The organism is Streptomyces sp. NPDC046977 (assembly GCF_040644455.1).
Classification (GTDB): domain Bacteria; phylum Actinomycetota; class Actinomycetes; order Streptomycetales; family Streptomycetaceae; genus Actinacidiphila.
This window is the reverse complement of record NZ_JBEYWO010000003.1, coordinates 469,630-486,797: the sequence shown is the minus strand read 5'-3', so window position 1 is coordinate 486,797 and position 17,168 is coordinate 469,630. Positions and strand designations below refer to the sequence as shown.

Genomic DNA, 17,168 nt, shown 5'->3' with positions numbered 1-17,168 from the left:
GGGGGGGCGGGGGCCCCCGCCCCCCCCCCCGCCCCCGATCGCCGACCCGTCCCGTCCCGTCCCGTCGCGGTCCGGACCGCGACCCACGACCCACGACCCGGCCCGCGCACCGCCACCGTGGCCGAATCACTCCGCTTTCCCGGTGAATCCGCCGCGCGACGCAAGAGCGCGCCCCTTCGCCATGGCACCAGTGCGAGGAGGCCGCCGCGCGCACGGGATTGGGGTGGAATGCGGGAGATCAGCCGACGTGGAGTGCTGGGCCTGGCGGCCGGTGCCGCCGTCGCGGGCCTGGCGGGGTGTGGTAGGGATCACACCCGGAGCCGCCGCGCGCCCGGCGGGGGGACGGGGCCGACCGGCACGGCGTACAGCGCCCACCCGATCGGGGACGGTTCCACTTCCGACACCGGCCCGCAGCCGCACCAGCCGGTTCCCGAGCGGCTGGAGCCGGGGCAGCGGCCCCCGCAGTTCGTGGTGTTCTCCTGGGACGGCGCCGGCGAACTCGACGACGGGCTCTTCTCGCGCTTCCGCAAGGTCGCCGACGACCACGGCGCGAAGATGACCTTCTTCCTCTCCGGGATCTACCTGCTCCCGGAGTCCCGGAAGGACCTGTACCGGCCGCCGAACAACCCCGTCGGCGCCTCCGCCATCGGCTACCTCTCCGACACGCACGTGCGCGCCACCCTGGAACAGGTGCGGCTGGCCTGGCTGGAGGGGCACGAGATCGGCACGCACTTCAACGGCCACTTCTGCGCCGGCTCCGGCTCGGTGGGCCGCTGGACCCCGGCGGACTGGCGCAGCGAGATCGAGCAGGCGGTCTCCTTCGTGGAGAACTGGCGCACCAACACCGGCTTCGACGACCTGCCCGCCCTGCCCTTCGACTACCGCAGGGAGCTGACCGGCGGCCGCACCCCCTGCCTGCTCGGCCGCGACGGGCTGCTGCCCACCGCCGCGCGGCTCGGCTGGCGGTACGACGCGAGCGCCCCGGGCGGCCTCCAGATGTGGCCGGGCAGGCTGCTGGGGATGTGGAACCTGCCGTTGCAGTCGGTGCCCTTCCCCGGGCACTCCTTCGAGGTCCTGTCGATGGACTACAACATGCTCGCCAACCAGTCGGCGAACTCCACCCGCGGCAATCCCGCCAACTACCCGGAGTGGGAGCGGCAGGCGCGGGACGCCTACCTCTCCGGCTTCCTGCGCGCGTACGAGACCAACCGGGCGCCGCTGTTCATCGGCAACCACTTCGAGCGGTGGAACGGCGGGATCTACATGGACGCCGTGGAGGACGCGCTGCGGCGGATCGCCGATCACGACGAGGTCCGCATGGTGTCCTTCCGGCAGTTCGCGGACTGGCTGGACGTCCAGGACCCGGCGGTGCTGGCGAAGCTGCGCACCCTCGGGCCGGGCCTGCCGCCTCCCGGCGGCTGGCGGCGGTTTCTGGCGCAGGAACGTATCCCCACCCGCGGCGGGGGGCCCGTTTCGCCCGGTCCGCTCGGGGAAGGCGATCCCCGGAACGGGGCGTCCCCGCCCGCCGGGACCGCCCCGATCCTGTCCTGAACCGTCGGCGCACGGTTCCTGACCCGCGACCAGGCACCGAAGGGGACCTCATGACCGCACCGCTGCAGGGCAGGAAGATCGCCTTCCTCGTCGCCGCCGAGGGCGTCGAGCAGATCGAACTGACCAGCCCGTGGCGGGCCGTGCGGGAGGCCGGCGGCACCCCGCGGCTCGTCTCCCGCGCACACGGCACCGTCCAGGCCTTCGACCACCTGGACAAGGCCGGCACCTTCCCCGTGGACGACACCCTCGAAGAGGTGGCCTCGGTGGACTTCGACGGCCTCGTGCTCCCCGGCGGGGTCGCGAACCCCGACCAGCTGCGGCTGGACCCCGACGCCGTCCGCTTTGCCAAGGACTTCTTCGACGAGGGCCGCCCGGTCGCCGCCATCTGCCACGCGCCGTGGCTGCTGATCGAGGCCGGCGCGGTGCGCGGACGCACCCTCACCTCCTGGCCCAGCCTGTGCACCGACATCACCAACGCGGGCGGCACCTGGCTCGACCAGGAGGTCGTGGTCGACCCCACCGGCCCGAACGTCCTGGTGACCAGCCGCAGGCCCGACGACCTCAAGGCCTTCGAGGAGGCGTTCACCGCGGTGTTCGCCGGACGGGCCCCGGACCGCGATTAGGCGCCGTTTATACGGGGCATTCGCCGCTTTCGGCAAAGGTGTCGGGGGTGCGCAAGATCGCTCGGGACCACATGCGAAACTTTTCACATGAGTCCTACGCGCGCCCTCCGACGCCGCTCGCTCCGCGGTGCCGCGGCACTGGCCGGCGCGGCCGCGTTCGCGCTGGCCGTCACGGCCTGCTCGACCCCCTCGGCCTCCTCCAACGGCGCCGGCGGCAGCAACTACGTCGGCGGCACCGGCGAGATCACCACGATCGCGCAGGGGCACCGGACGGCCGCCCCCGAGCTGAGCGGCAAGACCGTCGACGGCGCTCGGCTCAGCCTCGCCGACTACAAGGGCAAGGTCGTCGTCGTCAACGTCTGGGGTTCCTGGTGCCCGCCCTGCCGGGCCGAGGCGCCGCACCTGGCCGAGGTCGCGAAGCAGACGAAGTCCCAGGGCGTGGAGTTCGTCGGCATCAACACCCGGGACCTGCAGACCGCGCAGGCCAAGGCGTTCGAGAAGGAGTTCGGCATCCCCTTCCCGAGCCTGTACGACCCGGCCGGCGACCTCCTGCTGCGCTTCCCCAAGGGCAGCCTCAACCCGCAGGCGATCCCGTCCACCCTGATCCTGGACCGGCAGGGGAAGATCGCGGTGCGCGCCCTGAAGGAGCTGAGCGCCGGCGAACTGCACAAGGCGCTCGACCCGGTGGTCGCGGAGAAGTGACGTGAGCGCACTCGCTGTCGAGGCCAACCAGACCGTGCTCAACGGGGCTCTGTTCGCCGCCGTGCCGGTGGCGCTGCTCGGGGGACTGGTCTCCTTCTTCTCCCCCTGTGTGCTGCCGCTCGTCCCCGGCTACCTGTCGTACGTGACCGGCGTCACCGGCACCGACCTCGCCGAGGCGCGGCGCGGGCGGATGTTCGCCGGGGCCTCGCTGTTCGTCATCGGCTTCACCGCCGTGTTCGTCTCCGGCGGCGCGCTGTTCGGCAACTTCGGCACCACGCTCCTGGTGCACAAATCGGTCATCACCAAGGTGCTCGGCGCCCTGACCATCGTCATGGGACTTGCCTTCATGGGGGTCGTCGGCGGCATCACCCAGCGCGAGTTCCGGTTCCACCGCAGGCCGACGATGGGGCTGTTGGGCGCTCCGCTGCTCGGTGTGCTCTTCGGTATCGGCTGGACCCCGTGCATCGGCCCCACGCTGGGCGCCGTCAACTTCCTCGCCTTCAACGAGGCCAGCGCCGGCCGCGGCGCCCTGCTCACCGCCGTCTACTGCCTCGGCCTCGGGCTGCCGTTCATAGCGGCGGCCCTCGCCTTCCGCCGCGCCCTCGGGGCCTTCGGCTGGGTCAAGCGCCACTATGTGTGGGTGATGCGGATCGGCGGTGGCATGCTCGTCGCCGTCGGCGTCCTGCTCGTCACCGGCGTGTGGGACCACATCGTGTACCAGATGCAGATCTGGACGACCGGCTTCACCCCAGGGATCTGATCCATGAGCTCCAAGAACAGCGAGACGGCGGCCCCGGGCCGCCCCGCGGACGCCAAAGCGGGCCCGGACGCGGACACGGGTGCCGACCTGGGCGCCGCCGGCGCCCAGCTGTCCACCGCGCCGGTGGAGGAACTGGGCGAGATCGTGCCGGGTTCCTTCGGCGGCGTGCGCAGGCCCGGCTTCGCCGGCGGGCTCGCCTGGACCGTCCGCGAGGTGTGGGGCTGGCTGCGCTGGATGTGGCGGCAGCTGACCTCGATGCGGGTCGCGCTGGTGCTGCTCTTCCTGCTGTCGCTGGCCGCGATCCCCGGTTCCCTGGTCCCGCAGACCAGCGTCGACGCGGTCAAGGCGCAGGACTTCAAGGACGCGCACACCACGGTGGCGCCCCTGTACGAGAAGCTCGGCCTGTTCCACGTGTACAGCTCGGTGTGGTTCTCGGCGATCTACATCCTGCTCTTCGTCTCGCTCGCCGGCTGCATCGTGCCGCGCAGCTGGCAGTTCGTCGGCCAGCTGCGCGCCAAGCCGCCGCTGCCGCCGCGCAACCTCACCCGGCTCCCGGCGTACGCGACCTGGCGCACCGCGGCCGAGCCGGACGAGGTGCTCGAAGCGGCACGGCGGGTGCTGCGCGGCCGGCGCTTCCGGACCCGTACGGCGGACTCCGCGGTCGCCTCCGAGAAGGGCTATCTGCGCGAGGCGGGCAACCTGCTCTTCCACGTGGCCCTGTTCGGGCTGCTGATCGCCTTCGCGGTGGGCGGCCTGTTCAAGGCCGAGGGCGGAAAGCTGATCGTCGAGGGCGACGGCTTCAACAACACCCTCACCCAGTACGACGACTTCAAGCCCGGCACCTTCTACAACGCCGACGACCTGGCGAGCTTCGGCTTCAAGCTGGACGGCTTCACCGCCTCGTACGCCCGCTCCGGCCCCGAGAAGGGCACCCCGCGCACCTTCCGCGCCCACATCCACTACTGGACGGGCGCGGACGGCAAGCGGACGCCGTCGGCGATCGAGGTCAACAAGCCGCTGGAGATCGGCGGCTCGAAGGTCTACCTCATCGGCCACGGCTACGCGCCCTCGGTCACCGTCAAGGACGGCAAGGGGAACGTGGTCTTCGAGGGCCCGGTGCCCTTCCTGCCGCAGGACGGCAACCTCACCTCGTCCGGCGTGATCAAGGTGATGGACGCCCGCAACCACGCGGACAAGCGGATCCAGTACGGCTTCAGCGGCCTGTTCACCCCGACCTTCGGGCTCAACGCCACCCAGGGACCGCACTCCACGTTCCCCGCCCTGGACTACCCCGCGCTCGTCCTCACCGCCTACTACGGCGACCTGGGTGTGGACGCCGGCCTGCCGCAGAACGTGTACCAGCTCGACACGACCAACATGAAGCAGTTCAAGGACGCCGGCGGAGAGATCGTCCGCAAGGCCATGAAGCAGGGCGACACCCTGACCCTGCCGAACGGCGACGGCACCCTGACCTTCGACGGCGTCAAGACCTGGGCCAGCTTCCAGGTCTCCCACCAGGTGGGCAACGGCTGGGCGCTGGTGAGCGCGGTGTCCGCGATCCTCGGCCTGGCCGGTTCGCTGTTCATCCAGCGCCGCCGCGTGTGGGTGCGGGCGGTGCGCGGCGCGGACGGTACCACCGTCGTCGAGCTCGCCGGTCTCGGCCGCAGCGAGTCGGTGCGGATCGCCGACGAACTCGGCGACCTCGCCGCGGACCTCACGTCCACGGCACCGCTGCTGCCCGCGGCGGCCCCGGAATCCTCAGAACAACCCCTGCCCGATGACGAAGGAGCGCGCGCGTGACCAGTGCTGCCGCGGTCAACGAGAACGTCGCCCATATCAGCAACTACCTGATCTACTCGGCGATGGCGGTCTACACGCTGGCCTTCCTCGCGCACATCGCCGAGTGGGTCTTCGGCAGCCGCAGCAAGGTCGCCAGGACCTCCGCCGCGCTCGCCGCCGAACCCGCCGCGGACCGGCCCGCGGTGACCGTCACCGTCAAGGGCGGCGGCACCGCCACGCTGCAGCGGCCCACGGTCGTCACCCGTGCCTCCAGCAGCGACCGGGGCTTCGCCGACGGGCCGGGCGCCGCCGGCGGGGACCGGCAGGGCGACACCTACGGCCGGATGGCGATCTCCCTCACCGTGCTGGCCTGGGCGATGCACGTGGGCGCTGTCGTCGCCCGCGCGGCCTCGGTGCAGCGCGCGCCGTGGGGCAACATGTACGAGTTCTCCACGACGTTCGGCGCCGTCGCGGTCACCGCGTACCTCGTGCTGCTGGCGCTGGGCAGGAAGGTCCGCTGGATCGGCCTCATCCTGACCACCACGGTCCTGCTCGACCTGGGCCTGGCCGTCTCGGTCCTCTACACCGACAGCGACCAGCTGGTTCCCGCCCTGCACTCCTACTGGCTGTGGATCCACGTCTCCTGCGCGATCATCTCGGGAGCGGTGTTCTACCTGGGCGCGGTCGCCACGCTGCTCTACCTCCTCCGCGACCACTACGAGACCGCTCTCGCGGCCTCGGGCAAGGCCGAGGGCACCTGGGCGGGCATCATGTACCGCCTGCCGGCCGCCGCGAGCCTGGACAAGTTCGCGTACCGGGTCAACGCCATGGTCTTCCCGCTGTGGACGTTCACGATCATCGCGGGCGCGATCTGGGCCGAGGCCGCCTGGGGCCGCTACTGGGGCTGGGACCCCAAGGAGACCTGGTCCTTCATCACCTGGGTCGTCTACGCCTGCTACCTGCACGCCCGCGCCACCGCCGGCTGGAAGGGCCGCAAGGCCGCCTACCTGGCGCTGCTGGCCTTCGCGTGCTTCCTGTTCAACTACTACGGCGTGAACATCTTCATCACCGGCAAGCACTCCTACGCGGGCGTCTGAGCCTTTGCGGGGCCCGCTCAGTCCACGCTGATCGCGTCCAGCTTGGCCCTCAGGTACGTGTGCGAGTCCACCGGCTCGTACGCGACCCGGCCGACGGGCGCGGGCAGCGGCACGACGCGGGTGCCCGGGTCGCACTCGTAGAACCAGACCAGTGACATCAGCTCCTCCGCCGGCGCGTCGGCCGGCGGGGGCAGCACCCGGTGCCGTCCGGAGCGCCAGCGGTCGCCGGTCCAGCGGGCCATCAGATCGCCGATGTTGACGGTCAACGCGTCCGGGTGCCAGGGGGCGTCCTGCCAGCCGCCGGCATCGGTGTGGACCTGGAGGCCGCCCTTGCCCTGCTGGCGGTCGAGCACGGTGACGGTGCCGAAGTCGGTGTGCGGGCCGATCCGGAACTGGCCCGGCGCGGGCTCCCCGACGACCTCGGTGCCGGGGTACCAGTTGAGGTTCAGGCCCCAGGTGGGATGTCCCGTGTGCCGGGTGAAGAAGTCCGGTGCCACGCCCAGCGCGGCGGCGAGCAGTTCCAGCAGGCGGTCCGACAGCTCGCGCATCCGCGCGATGTACTCCGTCACCAGCGGCCGCAGCCCGGGGACCTGGGACGGCCAGACGTTGGGCAGGAACCACTCGGCGTCCACGGCCGGATCGCCGGTGGGCCGCTCGGCCGCGAACGACCAGGACTCCTTGAGGTCCGGCGGGGTCGGTGTGCCCTCGGCGGAGGCGTTGGCCTCCGCGCCCGGGCCCAGCCAGCCGCGGCCGCCGACCCGCACCGCGTACGGCTGCTTGGCGTCGGCGGGCAGCAGGAAGAAGCCGCGGGCGGCCTCCCGGATCGCCGCGCGCAGCCCCGGATCGACCCCGTGCCCGGTGACCAGCAGGAAGCCCGCCGCGCACAGGGCTTCGTCGACGGTGGTGGCGACGCGGGCGCGGGCTGCGGCGTCGCCGGTGAGCCAGGGGCCGAGGTCGATGGTGGGGATCATGCGCCGATGTCCTCGTTCCACAGGTCCGGGCGGGCCGCGATGAAGTCCGTCATCATCGCCACGCACTCCGGGTCGTCCAGCAGGACGATCTCCACGCCGTGCTCCGCGAGCCAGTCGTGGCCGCCCCGGAAGGTGCGGGCCTCGCCGATGACCACCCGGGAGATCCCGAACTGCCGCACCAGGCCGCTGCAGTACCAGCACGGCGACAGCGTGGTCACCATCGTCGTGCCGCGGTAGGTGCGCTGCCGGCCGGCCGCGCGGAAGGCGGCCGTCTCGCCGTGTGCCGACGGGTCGCCGTCCTGGACGCGGCGGTTGTGGCCGCGGCCCAGGACCGTGCTGCCGTCCGCGGCGTAGAGCGCCGCGCCGATGGGGATGCCGCCCTCCGCGAGGCCCGCCCGGGCCTCGGCGACGGCCGTCGTGAGCATCGCCTGTGCGGTGTCCATGACGGCCAGTGTCCCGCAGGGATCAGCCGCGGGGCGGTGTTTCGTCCTGCGTGCCGCCGGAACCGCTCTCGCGGCGCCGCAGGTCCTCCTCGCGGCGGCGCAGGTCGGCCTCCCAGGTCTTGAGCAGTTCCTCGTCCCGCCGGTTCTCCTCGCGGAGCGAGTGCAGGAACTGCGGGTTGTCGTCGGGGGCGACCCACTGCGACCGGTGGTTGCGGTGCCACTCCGAGGGCGTGCTGCCGCCGGCCGGCGCGCCGCGGTGCCTGCCCGCCACCAGCCAGGCGATCGGGCCGACCAGCACCTCGCCGAAGAGCAGGATGATGATGACCCACACCACCTTGGGCAGGCCGCGCACCTGCTCCTCCGGGGTGTTGAGGCAGTCGATGAAGGCGTAGATCCAGAGCGCCAGCACCAGCAGGAACGGAAGAAGCCGGATCATCGCGGAAGTGCCCCCAGGCAGCGACGGCGGGGCATGACGGGGCCCCGGTGACGGGCCAAGACTAGTGCGTGCCGGATACTGGACCGCATGGCTTACGACGATCTTCGCTCGCTGCTGAGGGCCCTGGAGAAGGACGGCGACCTCAGACGCGTCACCGCCGAGGTCGACCCGTACCTGGAGGTCGGGGAGATCGTCGACCGGGTGAACAAGGCGGGCGGCCCGGCGCTGCTGTTCGAGAACGTCAAGGGCTCCTCGATGCCCCTGGCGATGAACGTGTACGGCACCGACCGGCGGCTGCTGAAGTCGCTCGGCCTGGCGTCCTACGCCGACATCGGCGACCGCATCGCCGGGCTGCTCAAGCCCGAACTGCCGCACGGCTTCGTCGGGGTGCGCGAGGCGTTCGGCAAGCTCGCCGGGATGACCCACGTCCCGCCGCGGAAGGTGAAGGACGCGCCCGTCCAGGAGGTCGTCCTCACCGGCGACGACGTGGACCTCGACGCGCTGCCCGCGCTGTTCACCTGGCCCGAGGACGGCGGCTCCTTCTTCAACCTGGGCCTGACGCACACCAAGGACCCCGGGACCGGGGTGCGCAACCTCGGCCTGTACCGGCTCCAGCGCCACGACCGCCGCACCATCGGCATGCACTGGCAGATCCACAAGGACAGCCGCAACCACTACCAGGTGGCCCTGCGGCGCGGCGAGCGGCTGCCGGTCGCCATCGCGTTCGGCTGCCCGCCGGCCGTGACGTACGCCTCCACCGCGCCGCTCCCCGGCGACATCGACGAGTACCTTTTCGCGGGCTTCGTCGGGGGTAAGCGGGTGGAGATGGTCGACTGCAAGACGGTGCCGCTCCAGGTCCCCGCCCACGCCGAGGTGGTGCTGGAGGGCTGGCTGGAGCCCGGCAAGACGCTGCCCGAGGGTCCCTTCGGCGACCACACCGGCTTCTACACCCCGCAGGAGCCGTTCCCGGCGCTGACCATCGACTGCGTGACGATGCGCAAGCGCCCGCTGCTGCAGTCCATCGTGGTCGGCCGGCCGCCGACCGAGGACGGCCCGCTGGGCCGGGCCACCGAGCGGTTCTTCCTGCCGCTGCTGAAGATCATCGTGCCGGACATCGTGGACTACCACCTGCCCGAGGCCGGCGGCTTCCACAACTGCGCGATTGTCTCGATCGACAAGAAGTACCCCAAGCACGCCCAGAAGGTGATGCACGCCATCTGGGGCGCGCACATGATGTCGCTGACCAAGCTGATCGTCGTCGTCGACGCCGACTGCGATGTGCACGACCTGCACGAGGTCGCCTGGCGGGCGCTGGGCAACACCGACTACGCCCGCGACCTGTCGGTCGTCGAGGGGCCCGTGGACCATCTCGACCACGCCTCCTACCAGCAGTTCTGGGGCGGCAAGGCGGGCATCGACGCGACCCGGAAGCTGCCCGAGGAGGGCTACACCCGCGACGGCGGCTGGCCCGAGATGGTGGTCTCCGACCCGGAGACCGCCGCGAAGGTCGACCGCCGCTGGAAGGAGTACGGCCTATGAGCGCGGAATCCGCGACCCCGGACCTTTTCGGGCCCTCGCCCCGGCCCGACGGCAAAGTCCGCGCGTTCCTGCGGCTGGTGCTGATCGAGCACTCGGTCTTCGCGCTGCCCTTCGCCTACATCGCCGCGCTCAGCGCGATGTTCGCGGAGGACCGGAGCGTGCACTGGTGGCAGCTCTTCCTGATCACGGTCGCCATGGTGGGTCTGCGCACCTTCGCGATGGCCTGCAACCGGATCATCGACCGCGAGATCGACGCCCGCAATCCGCGCACGGCCGGGCGTGAACTGGTCACCGGTGCCGTCTCGGTGCGCTCGGCGTGGACCGGCGCGCTGATCGCCGTGGCGTTCTTCCTCGGTGCGGCCGCCCTGCTCAACCCGCTCTGCCTGGCGCTCGCGCCGGTCGCGGTGGTGCCGATGGTGGTCTACCCGTACGGCAAGCGGTTCACCGACTACCCGCACGCGATCCTCGGACTCGCCCAGGCCATGGGCCCGGTGGGTGCCTGGCTCGCGGTCAGCGGGACCTGGTCGTGGGACGCGGTGATCCTCGGTCTCGCGGTCGGCGTGTGGATCGGCGGTTTCGACCTGATCTTCGCCTGCCAGGACGTCGCCGCCGACCGCGCCCACGGCGTGCGCTCCGTGCCGGCCCGCTTCGGCATCGACGGCGCGCTGTACGGCGCGCGCGTCAGCCACGTGGTGACCACCGTGCTGCTCGTCTGGTACGGACTGGCCGTGGGCGCCGGTGCCTTCTGGTGGATCGGCATGCTGATCGTCGGCGGCGCGTTCGTCTACGAGCACAGCATCGTCAAGCCGGGCGACCTCAGCCGGCTCAACCGCGCCTTCTTCACGGTCAACGGCTTCATCGGCATGGCGCTGTTCCTGTGCGCCCTGCTGGACCTGATGGTCCGGGGGCTCGGCGTCTGAGCGCCGCCCGCCCCCGGACCCCGGGCCTGCGAGCTTTCGCTCAGCCCTGCTCGGACTTGACGAACGGCAGCGCGACGAGCCGCGGATAGCGCCACCACTGGCCGCTGTTGGCCTTGGTGGCGGCGATGGCGCAGAAGATGATCCCGAGCAGCATGTGGAGCGCGCACAGCGCGAGCAGGCCGAAGCCGACGATGGCCAGGACGATCGGGCCGTCGTCCTCGCCGTGCCAGATCGCCCCGCCGATGCCGAGGCCGTAGCCCACGCCGCCCAGCAGGACGGTCATGGCGGCGGTGATGCCGAAGTTCATCGCCTGCGCGGAGTGGTGGCGGATGAACGGGTCGTACTTGTTCTGCTCGTTGTTGCGGATGATCAGCGGCGGGATCCAGCCCAGCGCCCAGCCGAGGCAGCAGATGCTGGAGCCCACGAGGACCGTGATCAGGGCGCTGAGGTGCGCCCACATCGCCGGCCCGGTCGGCGGCCGCATCGGCGGCGGCGGGAACGGCGGCGGATAACCCGGGGCGCCCGCCCAGCCGGGGCCCGGGCCGCCGGGGTGGCCGGGGTGGCCGTACGGCGGGGGCGGCGGGGGGAACGGCCCGGCTCCGGGGGCGGCGTACGGGCCGGGTCCGGGCGGCGGCGGGCCCTGCGGGGGTCCCTGCGGCGGCGGCCCTTGCGGCGGACCCTGAGGCGCCGCGTCCTGCGGCGGTGTGCCGTCGTGCTTGCTGAAATCGGTCATGCGTGACCGCCCCCCGTGATCGCGTTTTCCGGGATCCTACGACCTCACCGGATCAGGCCGTCGACGGGGCGGTCACGGAACAGGAACGCCGCGGCCACCCCGCCCGCCAGGCCGAAGAGATGACCCTGCCAGGACACCCCCTGCGCGGTGGGCAGCACCCCCCACAGGATGGACCCGTACAGCACCGCGACGACCAGGCCGACCGCGATGTCGATCAGCCGCCGGTCCACGAAGCCGCGTACCAGCAGATAGCCGAAGAGGCCGAAGACCAGCCCCGAGGCGCCCGCGGTGTTGGTGTGCGGCGGCGCGACCAGCCAGACGCCCAGACCGCTGCACAGGATGACCACGAAGGCCACGCTCAGGAAGCGGCGGGTGCCGCGCAGCGCCGCCAGGAACCCCAGCACCAGCAGGGGCAGGCTGTTGGCGGCGACGTGGTCGAAGCCGAAGTGGATGAAGGCCGCCGGGACGATGTCCCGCAACTCCCCGGCCTCGCGCGGCACGATGCCGAAGGTGTCGAGCGCGTGGCCGGTCATGGCGTCGACCGACTCGATCAGCCAGAGCAGGCCCACCCAGGTGAGCATGAGTGCCCCGGCCGTACGGGCCCGGACGCCCGGGCCCGGCACGGTGCCGCTGCGGGCGCCGTGCCGGGCGTCACCGGCGTCGTGGCCGGCGATGGGTTCGTACGCCACAGGATCCCCCTCGTGGTGGTCCACCGTCCGTGCGTCCGTCCGGGTGTCTCCCCGGACTTCCCACGGTAGACAACGACTTGGGCGTCCGTGGCGGTTCCGCGCCTTACGCGGCCATTCCGCCCGCCATGAGCTGCATCACGGCGCCCATGATGTCCTGGGGGTTGAGCGGGGTGGCGCCGGCCGGGGCGGCGACGGGCTGCGCGTCGGGCGCGAAGCCGACGGTCAGCGGCAGCGCGCCCTGGATCTCGTTGCCGGTGTCGAACTGGTCGAGGTCCAGGGTGATCCCCGACAGGGCCCCGTCCTTGACGGCCACGTCGACGCTGACGTCCTTGTCCGGCACGGACTGCAGGTCGGCGGTCGAGAACCCGTCCGGCAGCTGGTCCGCCACCGGCTTGAGGGCCTCGGCGAGGGCGTCGGCCGTCTTCCCGGCCGGCAGGGTCACCTTGACGTGGTCGGCGCCGTCCTTGCTGCCGGCGTCGGTGAACTTCGCGTTGTGCTCGACGGCCTCGCGCAGCGCCTTGGTGACCTGCTCCGCCGTCTTGGGGTCCAGGGCCGAGGTGTCCGGCAGCGGCGAACCGCCCTCCTTGGCCATGGTCTTGGAGAACTCCTCGAAGGACTTGACGTCGACGGAGACCCACTTGCCGCCGACCGCGTCCTTCACGGACTTCAGCGAGGAGGGCAGCTTGTCGGCCGCGTCGAGCATCTGCCGGAACTCCTGCAGATCGGCCTTGTCCTCCTTGGTGGCCAGACCGTCGGCGAGCGTCAGGAACTCGTGCAGGTCCGCGCGGAGGTAGACCTGCTTCCCCGCCAGGCTGCGGACCTCCAGCAGGTCCTTGCCCTGGCCTAGCGAGACCCGCAGCGCGACCGAGGCAGGGTCGGTCTTGGTGTCCTTGACGTCCTTGAGCGGCTTGTCGGCGCTCAGGGACATCGAGACGTCGAAATCGGCGAGCAGCTTCGCGTAGTCCTGGGTGAAGTCCTCCGTGCCCTTGAGCGCGGTCCAGATCTGCTGCTGGTTCCCGTCGAAGCCCACGGACAGCGTGACGGACTTCTGCTCGCCGAGCCGGTCCAGCGCCTGCTGGACCTTGGCGCCGGAGCTCAGGCTCGCGGTGGTACCGCACGCGGCGGCGGTCGTGACTACGAAGGCGGCGCAGCCGGCGGCGGCGATGCCCTTCCGCATGGCGTTGATGGTTCTCTCCCCAACCCCTTGGTGATTACATGAACACCTCATTGACTCATGAGCTGGGCGGAAGGTTGTACGAGGGGCCGGATAGGCTCGCCCCATGGACGAGCGCGGGCGCGGGACGCCCTGGGTGGTCGGGGTCTCCGGTGCCTCCGGGACGCCGTACGCGGCCGCCGTGATCCGGGCGCTGCTGCACGCGGGCGAGGCCGTCGACCTGGTGGTCAGCCGGGCCGCCCGCCTCACGGTGCTGGACGAGACCGGCGCGCCCTTCCGCGACGGCCACTGGCGCGAGGACCTGTCCCGCTGGCTGGCCCGCGGCGCCGACGGCACCCCGGACCGCTTCACGACCGACGTCACCCGGGTGCGCCACTGGGCCGCCGGGGATCTGGCGGCCGGGCCGAGCTCGGGCTCGTACCCCGTCAAGGGCATGCTGATCGTCCCGGCGAGCACCGCCTGCGTGGCCGGGGTCGCGCTGGGGCTCTCCAAGGACCTGCTGCAGCGCGCCGCGAGTGTCACCCTGAAGGAGCGGCGGCCGCTGGTGGTGGCCGTACGGGAGACGCCGCTCGGCGGGCAGACCCTCCGGCACCTGGTCGCCCTGGACGAGGCGGGTGCCGTGGTGCTTCCCGCGTCCCCGGCGTTCTACGCGGGCGCCCGGCACATCCAGGACCTCGTCGACTTCGTCGCCGGCCGGGTGCTGGACGCCGCCGGGGTGCCGCACAAGCTCTACCACCGCTGGGAGGGCGAACTGGGGGCCGCGCGGGCGGCCGCCGGGACTGATGGGACCACCGGTACCGCCGGGTTCCCCGGGCTTGCCGGGACTGCTGAGGCGGATGACGGCGGATGAGGCCCCTGCCGCTCGATGCGCAAGGCACATGCCCGCCGATGCCTTAGATTCTTGTCCCGACAGCGCAATCACGGCACGAATGAAGGGGTCCAGTCTGATGGACGCGGTGGACAGGCAGCTCATTCAGGCCCTCCGTGAGAACGGCCGGGCCTCGTACGCCGAGCTGGGCCGGCTGGTGGGCCTGTCCGGCCCCAGCGTCACCGACCGGATCAACCGCCTGGAGCAGGCCGGCGTGATCACCGGCTACCGGGCCACCATCCACCCCGCCGCGCTCGGTCTCGGCGTCACCGCCCTGGTCGGCCTGCAGCTGAGCGACGCCGCCGACCACGAGGACGTGGCCACGCGGCTGCGCGATCTCGACGAGATCGAGGACTGCTGGTTCATCGCCGGCGACGACTCCTACATGCTCAAGGTCCGCGTCCCGGACGTGGACGGTCTGGAGCACACCATCCGGCGGCTGTCCGGCACCAAGGGCGTCGCGCGCACCCGCACCACCATCGTGCTGTCCACCAAGTGGGAGAACCGGGTCGGGGAGCTGCCCGAGTCCGTGTAGGCGTAAGGTCGAGCGGGTTGTCCGCCGGCCGGCGGCCGGCCGAGGAAGGTGTGGAGGCGAGGCATGGACGCTGGGCTCAAGCGGGAGCTGGAGGAGAAGGTCTACGCGGGTGAGCGGCTGACCCGTGAGGACGGCATCGCCCTCTACGCGTCCGACGACCTCGCCTGGCTGGGAGGCCTCGCCCACCACGTGCGGACGGTGAAGAACGGCGACGTCGTCCACTTCAACGTCAACCGCCACCTCAACATGACCAACGTGTGCACGGCCTCCTGCGCCTACTGCTCCTTCCAGCGCAAGCCGGGGGAGAAGGACGCGTACACGATGCGCATCGAGGAGGCCGTGCGGCTGGCGAAGGAGATGGAGGGGGAGAACCTCACCGAGCTCCACATCGTCAACGGCCTGCACCCCACCCTCCCGTGGCGCTACTACCCGCGCTCGCTCAAGGCGCTCAAGGAGGCGCTGCCGAACGTCTCCCTCAAGGCGTTCACCGCCACCGAGATCCACCACTTCGAGACGATCTCCGGGCTGAGCGCGAGCGAGATCCTGGACGAGCTGATCGACGCCGGCCTGGAGTCGCTGACCGGCGGCGGCGCCGAGATCTTCGACTGGGAGGTGCGGCAGCACATCGTCGACCACCGCACCCACTGGGAGGACTGGTCGCGCATCCACCGCCTGGCGCACGAGAAGGGCCTCAAGACCCCGTGCACCATGCTGTACGGGCACGTCGAGGAGCCCCGGCACCGGGTGGACCACGTGCTGCGCCTGCGCGAGCTGCAGGACGAGACCGGCGGCTTCCAGGTCTTCATCCCGCTGCGCTACCAGCACGACTTCGTCGACCTCAAGGACGGCAAGGTCCGCAACACCCTCCAGGCCCGTACCACCATGGCCTCCGGTGCCGACGCGCTGAAGACCTTCGCCGTCTCCCGGCTGCTCTTCGACAACGTGCCGCACGTGAAGGTCTTCTGGGTCATGCACGGCGTCCAGACCGCGCAGCTGGCGCTCCAGCACGGCGCGGACGACATGGACGGCTCGGTCGTCGAGTACAAGATCACCCACGACGCCGACAACTACGGCACGCCCAACAAGCTCACCCGTGACGACCTGCTGGAGCTCATCACGGACGCGGGCTTCCGCCCGGTCGAGCGCAACACCCGCTACGAGATCATCCGCGAGTACCCGGGCCCGGATGCCGCGCGCCGCGAGGCGCCGCAGCCGATGCGCTTCTGACCCGTACCGCGCACCGCACGTGGAGCGCGGGCCCCGGCGACCCCGGGGCCCGCGCTTCACGTGAATGTCGCCCGGAGTCCGGACCGCCTTCAGGACCCGTCAGTGGGCGTCCCTACAGTTGCGCCATGGCACTGCGCTTCACCCTCGACCCCGAGCTCACCGCCGACCTGCGGAGCCGGCTCGTCACCCTCTGGACGGACGTCACCAACGCCGGTGGCGCCGTCGGCTTCGTGGCCCCCGTCACCGCCGCCGACGTGGCCCCGCAGGCGGAGGGCCGCTGCGAGGCGATAGCCGAGGGCCGGGCGCATCTGATCGCCGGATTCGAGGACGGGCGGCTGGCCGCGACGGCCTTCCTGACCCTCAACACCCACCGCCTGATGGGGCATTGGGCCTGGCTCTACACCGTCATGGTCGACCCCGCCCACCAGGGGCGCGGGCACGGCGCGGACCTGCTGCGCGAGGCCGAGCGCGCGGCGCGCGAGCTCGGCCTGGAGGGGCTGCGGCTCACCTGCCGCAGCGGCATGGGCCTGGACCGCTTCTACGCCTCCGTCGGCTACAAGGAGGTCGGCAGGACGCCCGGCGCGATCCGCGTCGCCCCAGGTGACGACCGGGACGAAATCACGATGTGGCTCCCGCTGCTCTGAGCGCCGCGGCCGCGTGCTTCACTGGTGGGCGAGTACGTCCGGTACGTCCCGCGGGCCGGACCGCCGAACACACCGAAGGAAGTGGCATCGCCGTGAGCTGGAAGCCGAGTCCCATGCTGCGCTACTCCCTGATGCGCCTTGGCCTCTTCGCGGCCTGCTTCCTCGTCATCTGGGGTCTGGTCTACGTCCACGTCCTGCCGGCCGGACTCGGCGACTCCAACCTGCTGTGGGTCATGCTGCTGGCGCTGGTGATCAGCGCGCCACTCAGCTTCGTCGTGCTGCGCGGCCTGCGTGAGCAGGCCTCCGTGCAGGTCTCGGCCCGCGTGGAGCGCACCCGGGCCAACCTTGCCGCCAGTGCCGCCCAGGAGGACGAGGCGGACGACGCCTCGCGCGCCGCGTCCCGGAGCTGACCCCCGGGGCCGGTGATCCGGCCGGTGGCCCGGGCAGGTTCCGCCGGCACCGCTCCACGGTGTTCCC

The 17,168-nt window shown here is 71.6% G+C and carries 19 protein-coding genes; 13 read left to right on the top strand and 6 right to left on the bottom strand.

Going from position 1 to position 17,168, the window contains the following annotated elements; translation table 11 throughout:
• Positions 1-228: 228 nt before the first annotated feature.
• From ABZ883_RS07395 to ccsB, 6 genes are all read left to right on the top strand, one after another.
• Positions 229-1,551 (top strand): hypothetical protein, encoded by a 1,323-nt coding sequence (locus tag ABZ883_RS07395; RefSeq protein ID WP_360902892.1) that lies wholly within the window; start codon positions 229-231, stop codon positions 1,549-1,551.
• Between the two features lie 50 nt (positions 1,552-1,601).
• Positions 1,602-2,174, top strand: a complete 573-nt coding sequence (locus tag ABZ883_RS07390) for a type 1 glutamine amidotransferase domain-containing protein (RefSeq protein ID WP_360902889.1) — start codon at positions 1,602-1,604, stop codon at positions 2,172-2,174.
• An 87-nt stretch (positions 2,175-2,261) separates the two neighbouring features.
• On the top strand, positions 2,262-2,876 hold the full coding sequence (locus tag ABZ883_RS07385; RefSeq protein WP_360902886.1) for a TlpA disulfide reductase family protein: 615 nt from the start codon (positions 2,262-2,264) through the stop codon (positions 2,874-2,876).
• Position 2,877: 1 nt separating this feature from the next.
• Positions 2,878-3,636: a cytochrome c biogenesis protein CcdA gene (locus tag ABZ883_RS07380; protein WP_360902883.1), complete on the top strand. Its 759-nt coding sequence runs from the start codon at positions 2,878-2,880 to the stop codon at positions 3,634-3,636.
• Between the two features lie 3 nt (positions 3,637-3,639).
• Positions 3,640-5,436, top strand: a complete 1,797-nt coding sequence (locus ABZ883_RS07375) for a cytochrome c biogenesis protein ResB (RefSeq protein ID WP_360902880.1) — start codon at positions 3,640-3,642, stop codon at positions 5,434-5,436.
• The gene (ccsB, locus tag ABZ883_RS07370) at positions 5,433-6,512 is read left to right on the top strand and encodes a c-type cytochrome biogenesis protein CcsB (protein WP_360902877.1); all 1,080 of its coding nucleotides are present in this window, start codon (positions 5,433-5,435) and stop codon (positions 6,510-6,512) included. The genes ABZ883_RS07375 and ccsB overlap by 4 nt, the downstream gene beginning before the upstream one ends.
• Positions 6,513-6,529: 17 nt before the next feature.
• On the opposite strand, the gene ABZ883_RS07365 is transcribed toward ccsB, so the two are convergent.
• The 3 genes from ABZ883_RS07365 to ABZ883_RS07355 are packed head-to-tail and all read right to left on the bottom strand — an operon-like array spanning position 6,530 to position 8,362.
• Positions 6,530-7,483 (bottom strand): 2-oxoglutarate and iron-dependent oxygenase domain-containing protein, encoded by a 954-nt coding sequence (locus ABZ883_RS07365; RefSeq protein WP_360902874.1) that lies wholly within the window; start codon positions 7,481-7,483, stop codon positions 6,530-6,532.
• The gene (locus ABZ883_RS07360) at positions 7,480-7,926 is read right to left on the bottom strand and encodes a nucleoside deaminase (protein WP_360902871.1); all 447 of its coding nucleotides are present in this window, start codon (positions 7,924-7,926) and stop codon (positions 7,480-7,482) included. Before ABZ883_RS07360 ends, ABZ883_RS07365 begins: the two co-directional genes overlap by 4 nt.
• Positions 7,927-7,948: 22 nt before the next feature.
• Positions 7,949-8,362 (bottom strand): PLD nuclease N-terminal domain-containing protein, encoded by a 414-nt coding sequence (locus ABZ883_RS07355; RefSeq protein WP_360902868.1) that lies wholly within the window; start codon positions 8,360-8,362, stop codon positions 7,949-7,951.
• Positions 8,363-8,449: 87 nt separating this feature from the next.
• Between ABZ883_RS07355 and ABZ883_RS07350 the strand changes: the two genes are divergently transcribed.
• Positions 8,450-9,901: a menaquinone biosynthesis decarboxylase gene (locus ABZ883_RS07350; RefSeq protein ID WP_360902865.1), complete on the top strand. Its 1,452-nt coding sequence runs from the start codon at positions 8,450-8,452 to the stop codon at positions 9,899-9,901.
• Entirely contained in the window at positions 9,898-10,821 is a 924-nt protein-coding gene (gene mqnP, locus ABZ883_RS07345; protein ID WP_360902862.1) for a menaquinone biosynthesis prenyltransferase MqnP, read from the top strand. Before ABZ883_RS07350 ends, mqnP begins: the two co-directional genes overlap by 4 nt.
• Positions 10,822-10,861: 40 nt before the next feature.
• On the opposite strand, the gene ABZ883_RS07340 is transcribed toward mqnP, so the two are convergent.
• The 3 genes from ABZ883_RS07340 to ABZ883_RS07330 all read right to left on the bottom strand — a co-directional run bounded on the left by ABZ883_RS07340 (position 10,862) and on the right by ABZ883_RS07330 (position 13,420).
• A complete protein-coding gene (locus ABZ883_RS07340) occupies positions 10,862-11,554 on the bottom strand; it encodes a DUF4870 domain-containing protein (RefSeq protein WP_360902859.1) in 693 nt (230 codons plus the stop codon).
• A 44-nt stretch (positions 11,555-11,598) separates the two neighbouring features.
• Entirely contained in the window at positions 11,599-12,135 is a 537-nt protein-coding gene (locus ABZ883_RS07335; RefSeq protein ID WP_360902988.1) for a rhomboid family intramembrane serine protease, read from the bottom strand.
• 211 nt (positions 12,136-12,346) lie between these two features.
• Positions 12,347-13,420, bottom strand: coding sequence for a hypothetical protein (locus ABZ883_RS07330; protein WP_360902856.1), 1,074 nt, complete (start codon positions 13,418-13,420; stop codon positions 12,347-12,349).
• Positions 13,421-13,523: 103 nt separating this feature from the next.
• On the opposite strand from ABZ883_RS07330, the gene ABZ883_RS07325 reads away from it, so the two are divergent.
• The 5 genes from ABZ883_RS07325 to ABZ883_RS07305 all read left to right on the top strand — a co-directional run bounded on the left by ABZ883_RS07325 (position 13,524) and on the right by ABZ883_RS07305 (position 17,101).
• The gene (locus ABZ883_RS07325; protein WP_360902853.1) at positions 13,524-14,267 is read left to right on the top strand and encodes a UbiX family flavin prenyltransferase; all 744 of its coding nucleotides are present in this window, start codon (positions 13,524-13,526) and stop codon (positions 14,265-14,267) included.
• Positions 14,268-14,364: 97 nt separating this feature from the next.
• Positions 14,365-14,820: an Lrp/AsnC family transcriptional regulator gene (locus ABZ883_RS07320; protein WP_360902850.1), complete on the top strand. Its 456-nt coding sequence runs from the start codon at positions 14,365-14,367 to the stop codon at positions 14,818-14,820.
• Positions 14,821-14,883: 63 nt separating this feature from the next.
• Positions 14,884-16,047, top strand: a complete 1,164-nt coding sequence (mqnE, locus tag ABZ883_RS07315; protein ID WP_360902847.1) for an aminofutalosine synthase MqnE — start codon at positions 14,884-14,886, stop codon at positions 16,045-16,047.
• A gap of 125 nt (positions 16,048-16,172) precedes the next feature.
• Entirely contained in the window at positions 16,173-16,691 is a 519-nt protein-coding gene (locus ABZ883_RS07310; protein ID WP_360902844.1) for a GNAT family N-acetyltransferase, read from the top strand.
• Positions 16,692-16,804: 113 nt separating this feature from the next.
• Positions 16,805-17,101, top strand: a complete 297-nt coding sequence (locus tag ABZ883_RS07305; RefSeq protein WP_360902985.1) for a DUF4229 domain-containing protein — start codon at positions 16,805-16,807, stop codon at positions 17,099-17,101.
• Positions 17,102-17,168: the final 67 nt, after the last annotated feature.

Coding starts and splice junctions, on each gene's coding strand:
- ABZ883_RS07395 (WP_360902892.1), top strand. CDS start 229: ATGCGGGAGATCAGCCGACGTGGAGTGCTGGGCCTGGCGGCCGGTGCC.
- ABZ883_RS07390 (WP_360902889.1), top strand. CDS start 1,602: ATGACCGCACCGCTGCAGGGCAGGAAGATCGCCTTCCTCGTCGCCGCC.
- ABZ883_RS07385 (WP_360902886.1), top strand. CDS start 2,262: ATGAGTCCTACGCGCGCCCTCCGACGCCGCTCGCTCCGCGGTGCCGCG.
- ABZ883_RS07375 (WP_360902880.1), top strand. CDS start 3,640: ATGAGCTCCAAGAACAGCGAGACGGCGGCCCCGGGCCGCCCCGCGGAC.
- ABZ883_RS07365 (WP_360902874.1), bottom strand. CDS start 7,483: ATGATCCCCACCATCGACCTCGGCCCCTGGCTCACCGGCGACGCCGCA.
- ABZ883_RS07360 (WP_360902871.1), bottom strand. CDS start 7,926: ATGGACACCGCACAGGCGATGCTCACGACGGCCGTCGCCGAGGCCCGG.
- ABZ883_RS07355 (WP_360902868.1), bottom strand. CDS start 8,362: ATGATCCGGCTTCTTCCGTTCCTGCTGGTGCTGGCGCTCTGGATCTAC.
- ABZ883_RS07350 (WP_360902865.1), top strand. CDS start 8,450: ATGGCTTACGACGATCTTCGCTCGCTGCTGAGGGCCCTGGAGAAGGAC.
- mqnP (WP_360902862.1), top strand. CDS start 9,898: ATGAGCGCGGAATCCGCGACCCCGGACCTTTTCGGGCCCTCGCCCCGG.
- ABZ883_RS07340 (WP_360902859.1), bottom strand. CDS start 11,554: ATGACCGATTTCAGCAAGCACGACGGCACACCGCCGCAGGACGCGGCG.
- ABZ883_RS07335 (WP_360902988.1), bottom strand. CDS start 12,135: ATGCTCACCTGGGTGGGCCTGCTCTGGCTGATCGAGTCGGTCGACGCC.
- ABZ883_RS07330 (WP_360902856.1), bottom strand. CDS start 13,420: ATGCGGAAGGGCATCGCCGCCGCCGGCTGCGCCGCCTTCGTAGTCACG.
- ABZ883_RS07325 (WP_360902853.1), top strand. CDS start 13,524: ATGGACGAGCGCGGGCGCGGGACGCCCTGGGTGGTCGGGGTCTCCGGT.
- ABZ883_RS07320 (WP_360902850.1), top strand. CDS start 14,365: ATGGACGCGGTGGACAGGCAGCTCATTCAGGCCCTCCGTGAGAACGGC.
- mqnE (WP_360902847.1), top strand. CDS start 14,884: ATGGACGCTGGGCTCAAGCGGGAGCTGGAGGAGAAGGTCTACGCGGGT.
- ABZ883_RS07310 (WP_360902844.1), top strand. CDS start 16,173: ATGGCACTGCGCTTCACCCTCGACCCCGAGCTCACCGCCGACCTGCGG.
- ABZ883_RS07305 (WP_360902985.1), top strand. CDS start 16,805: ATGCTGCGCTACTCCCTGATGCGCCTTGGCCTCTTCGCGGCCTGCTTC.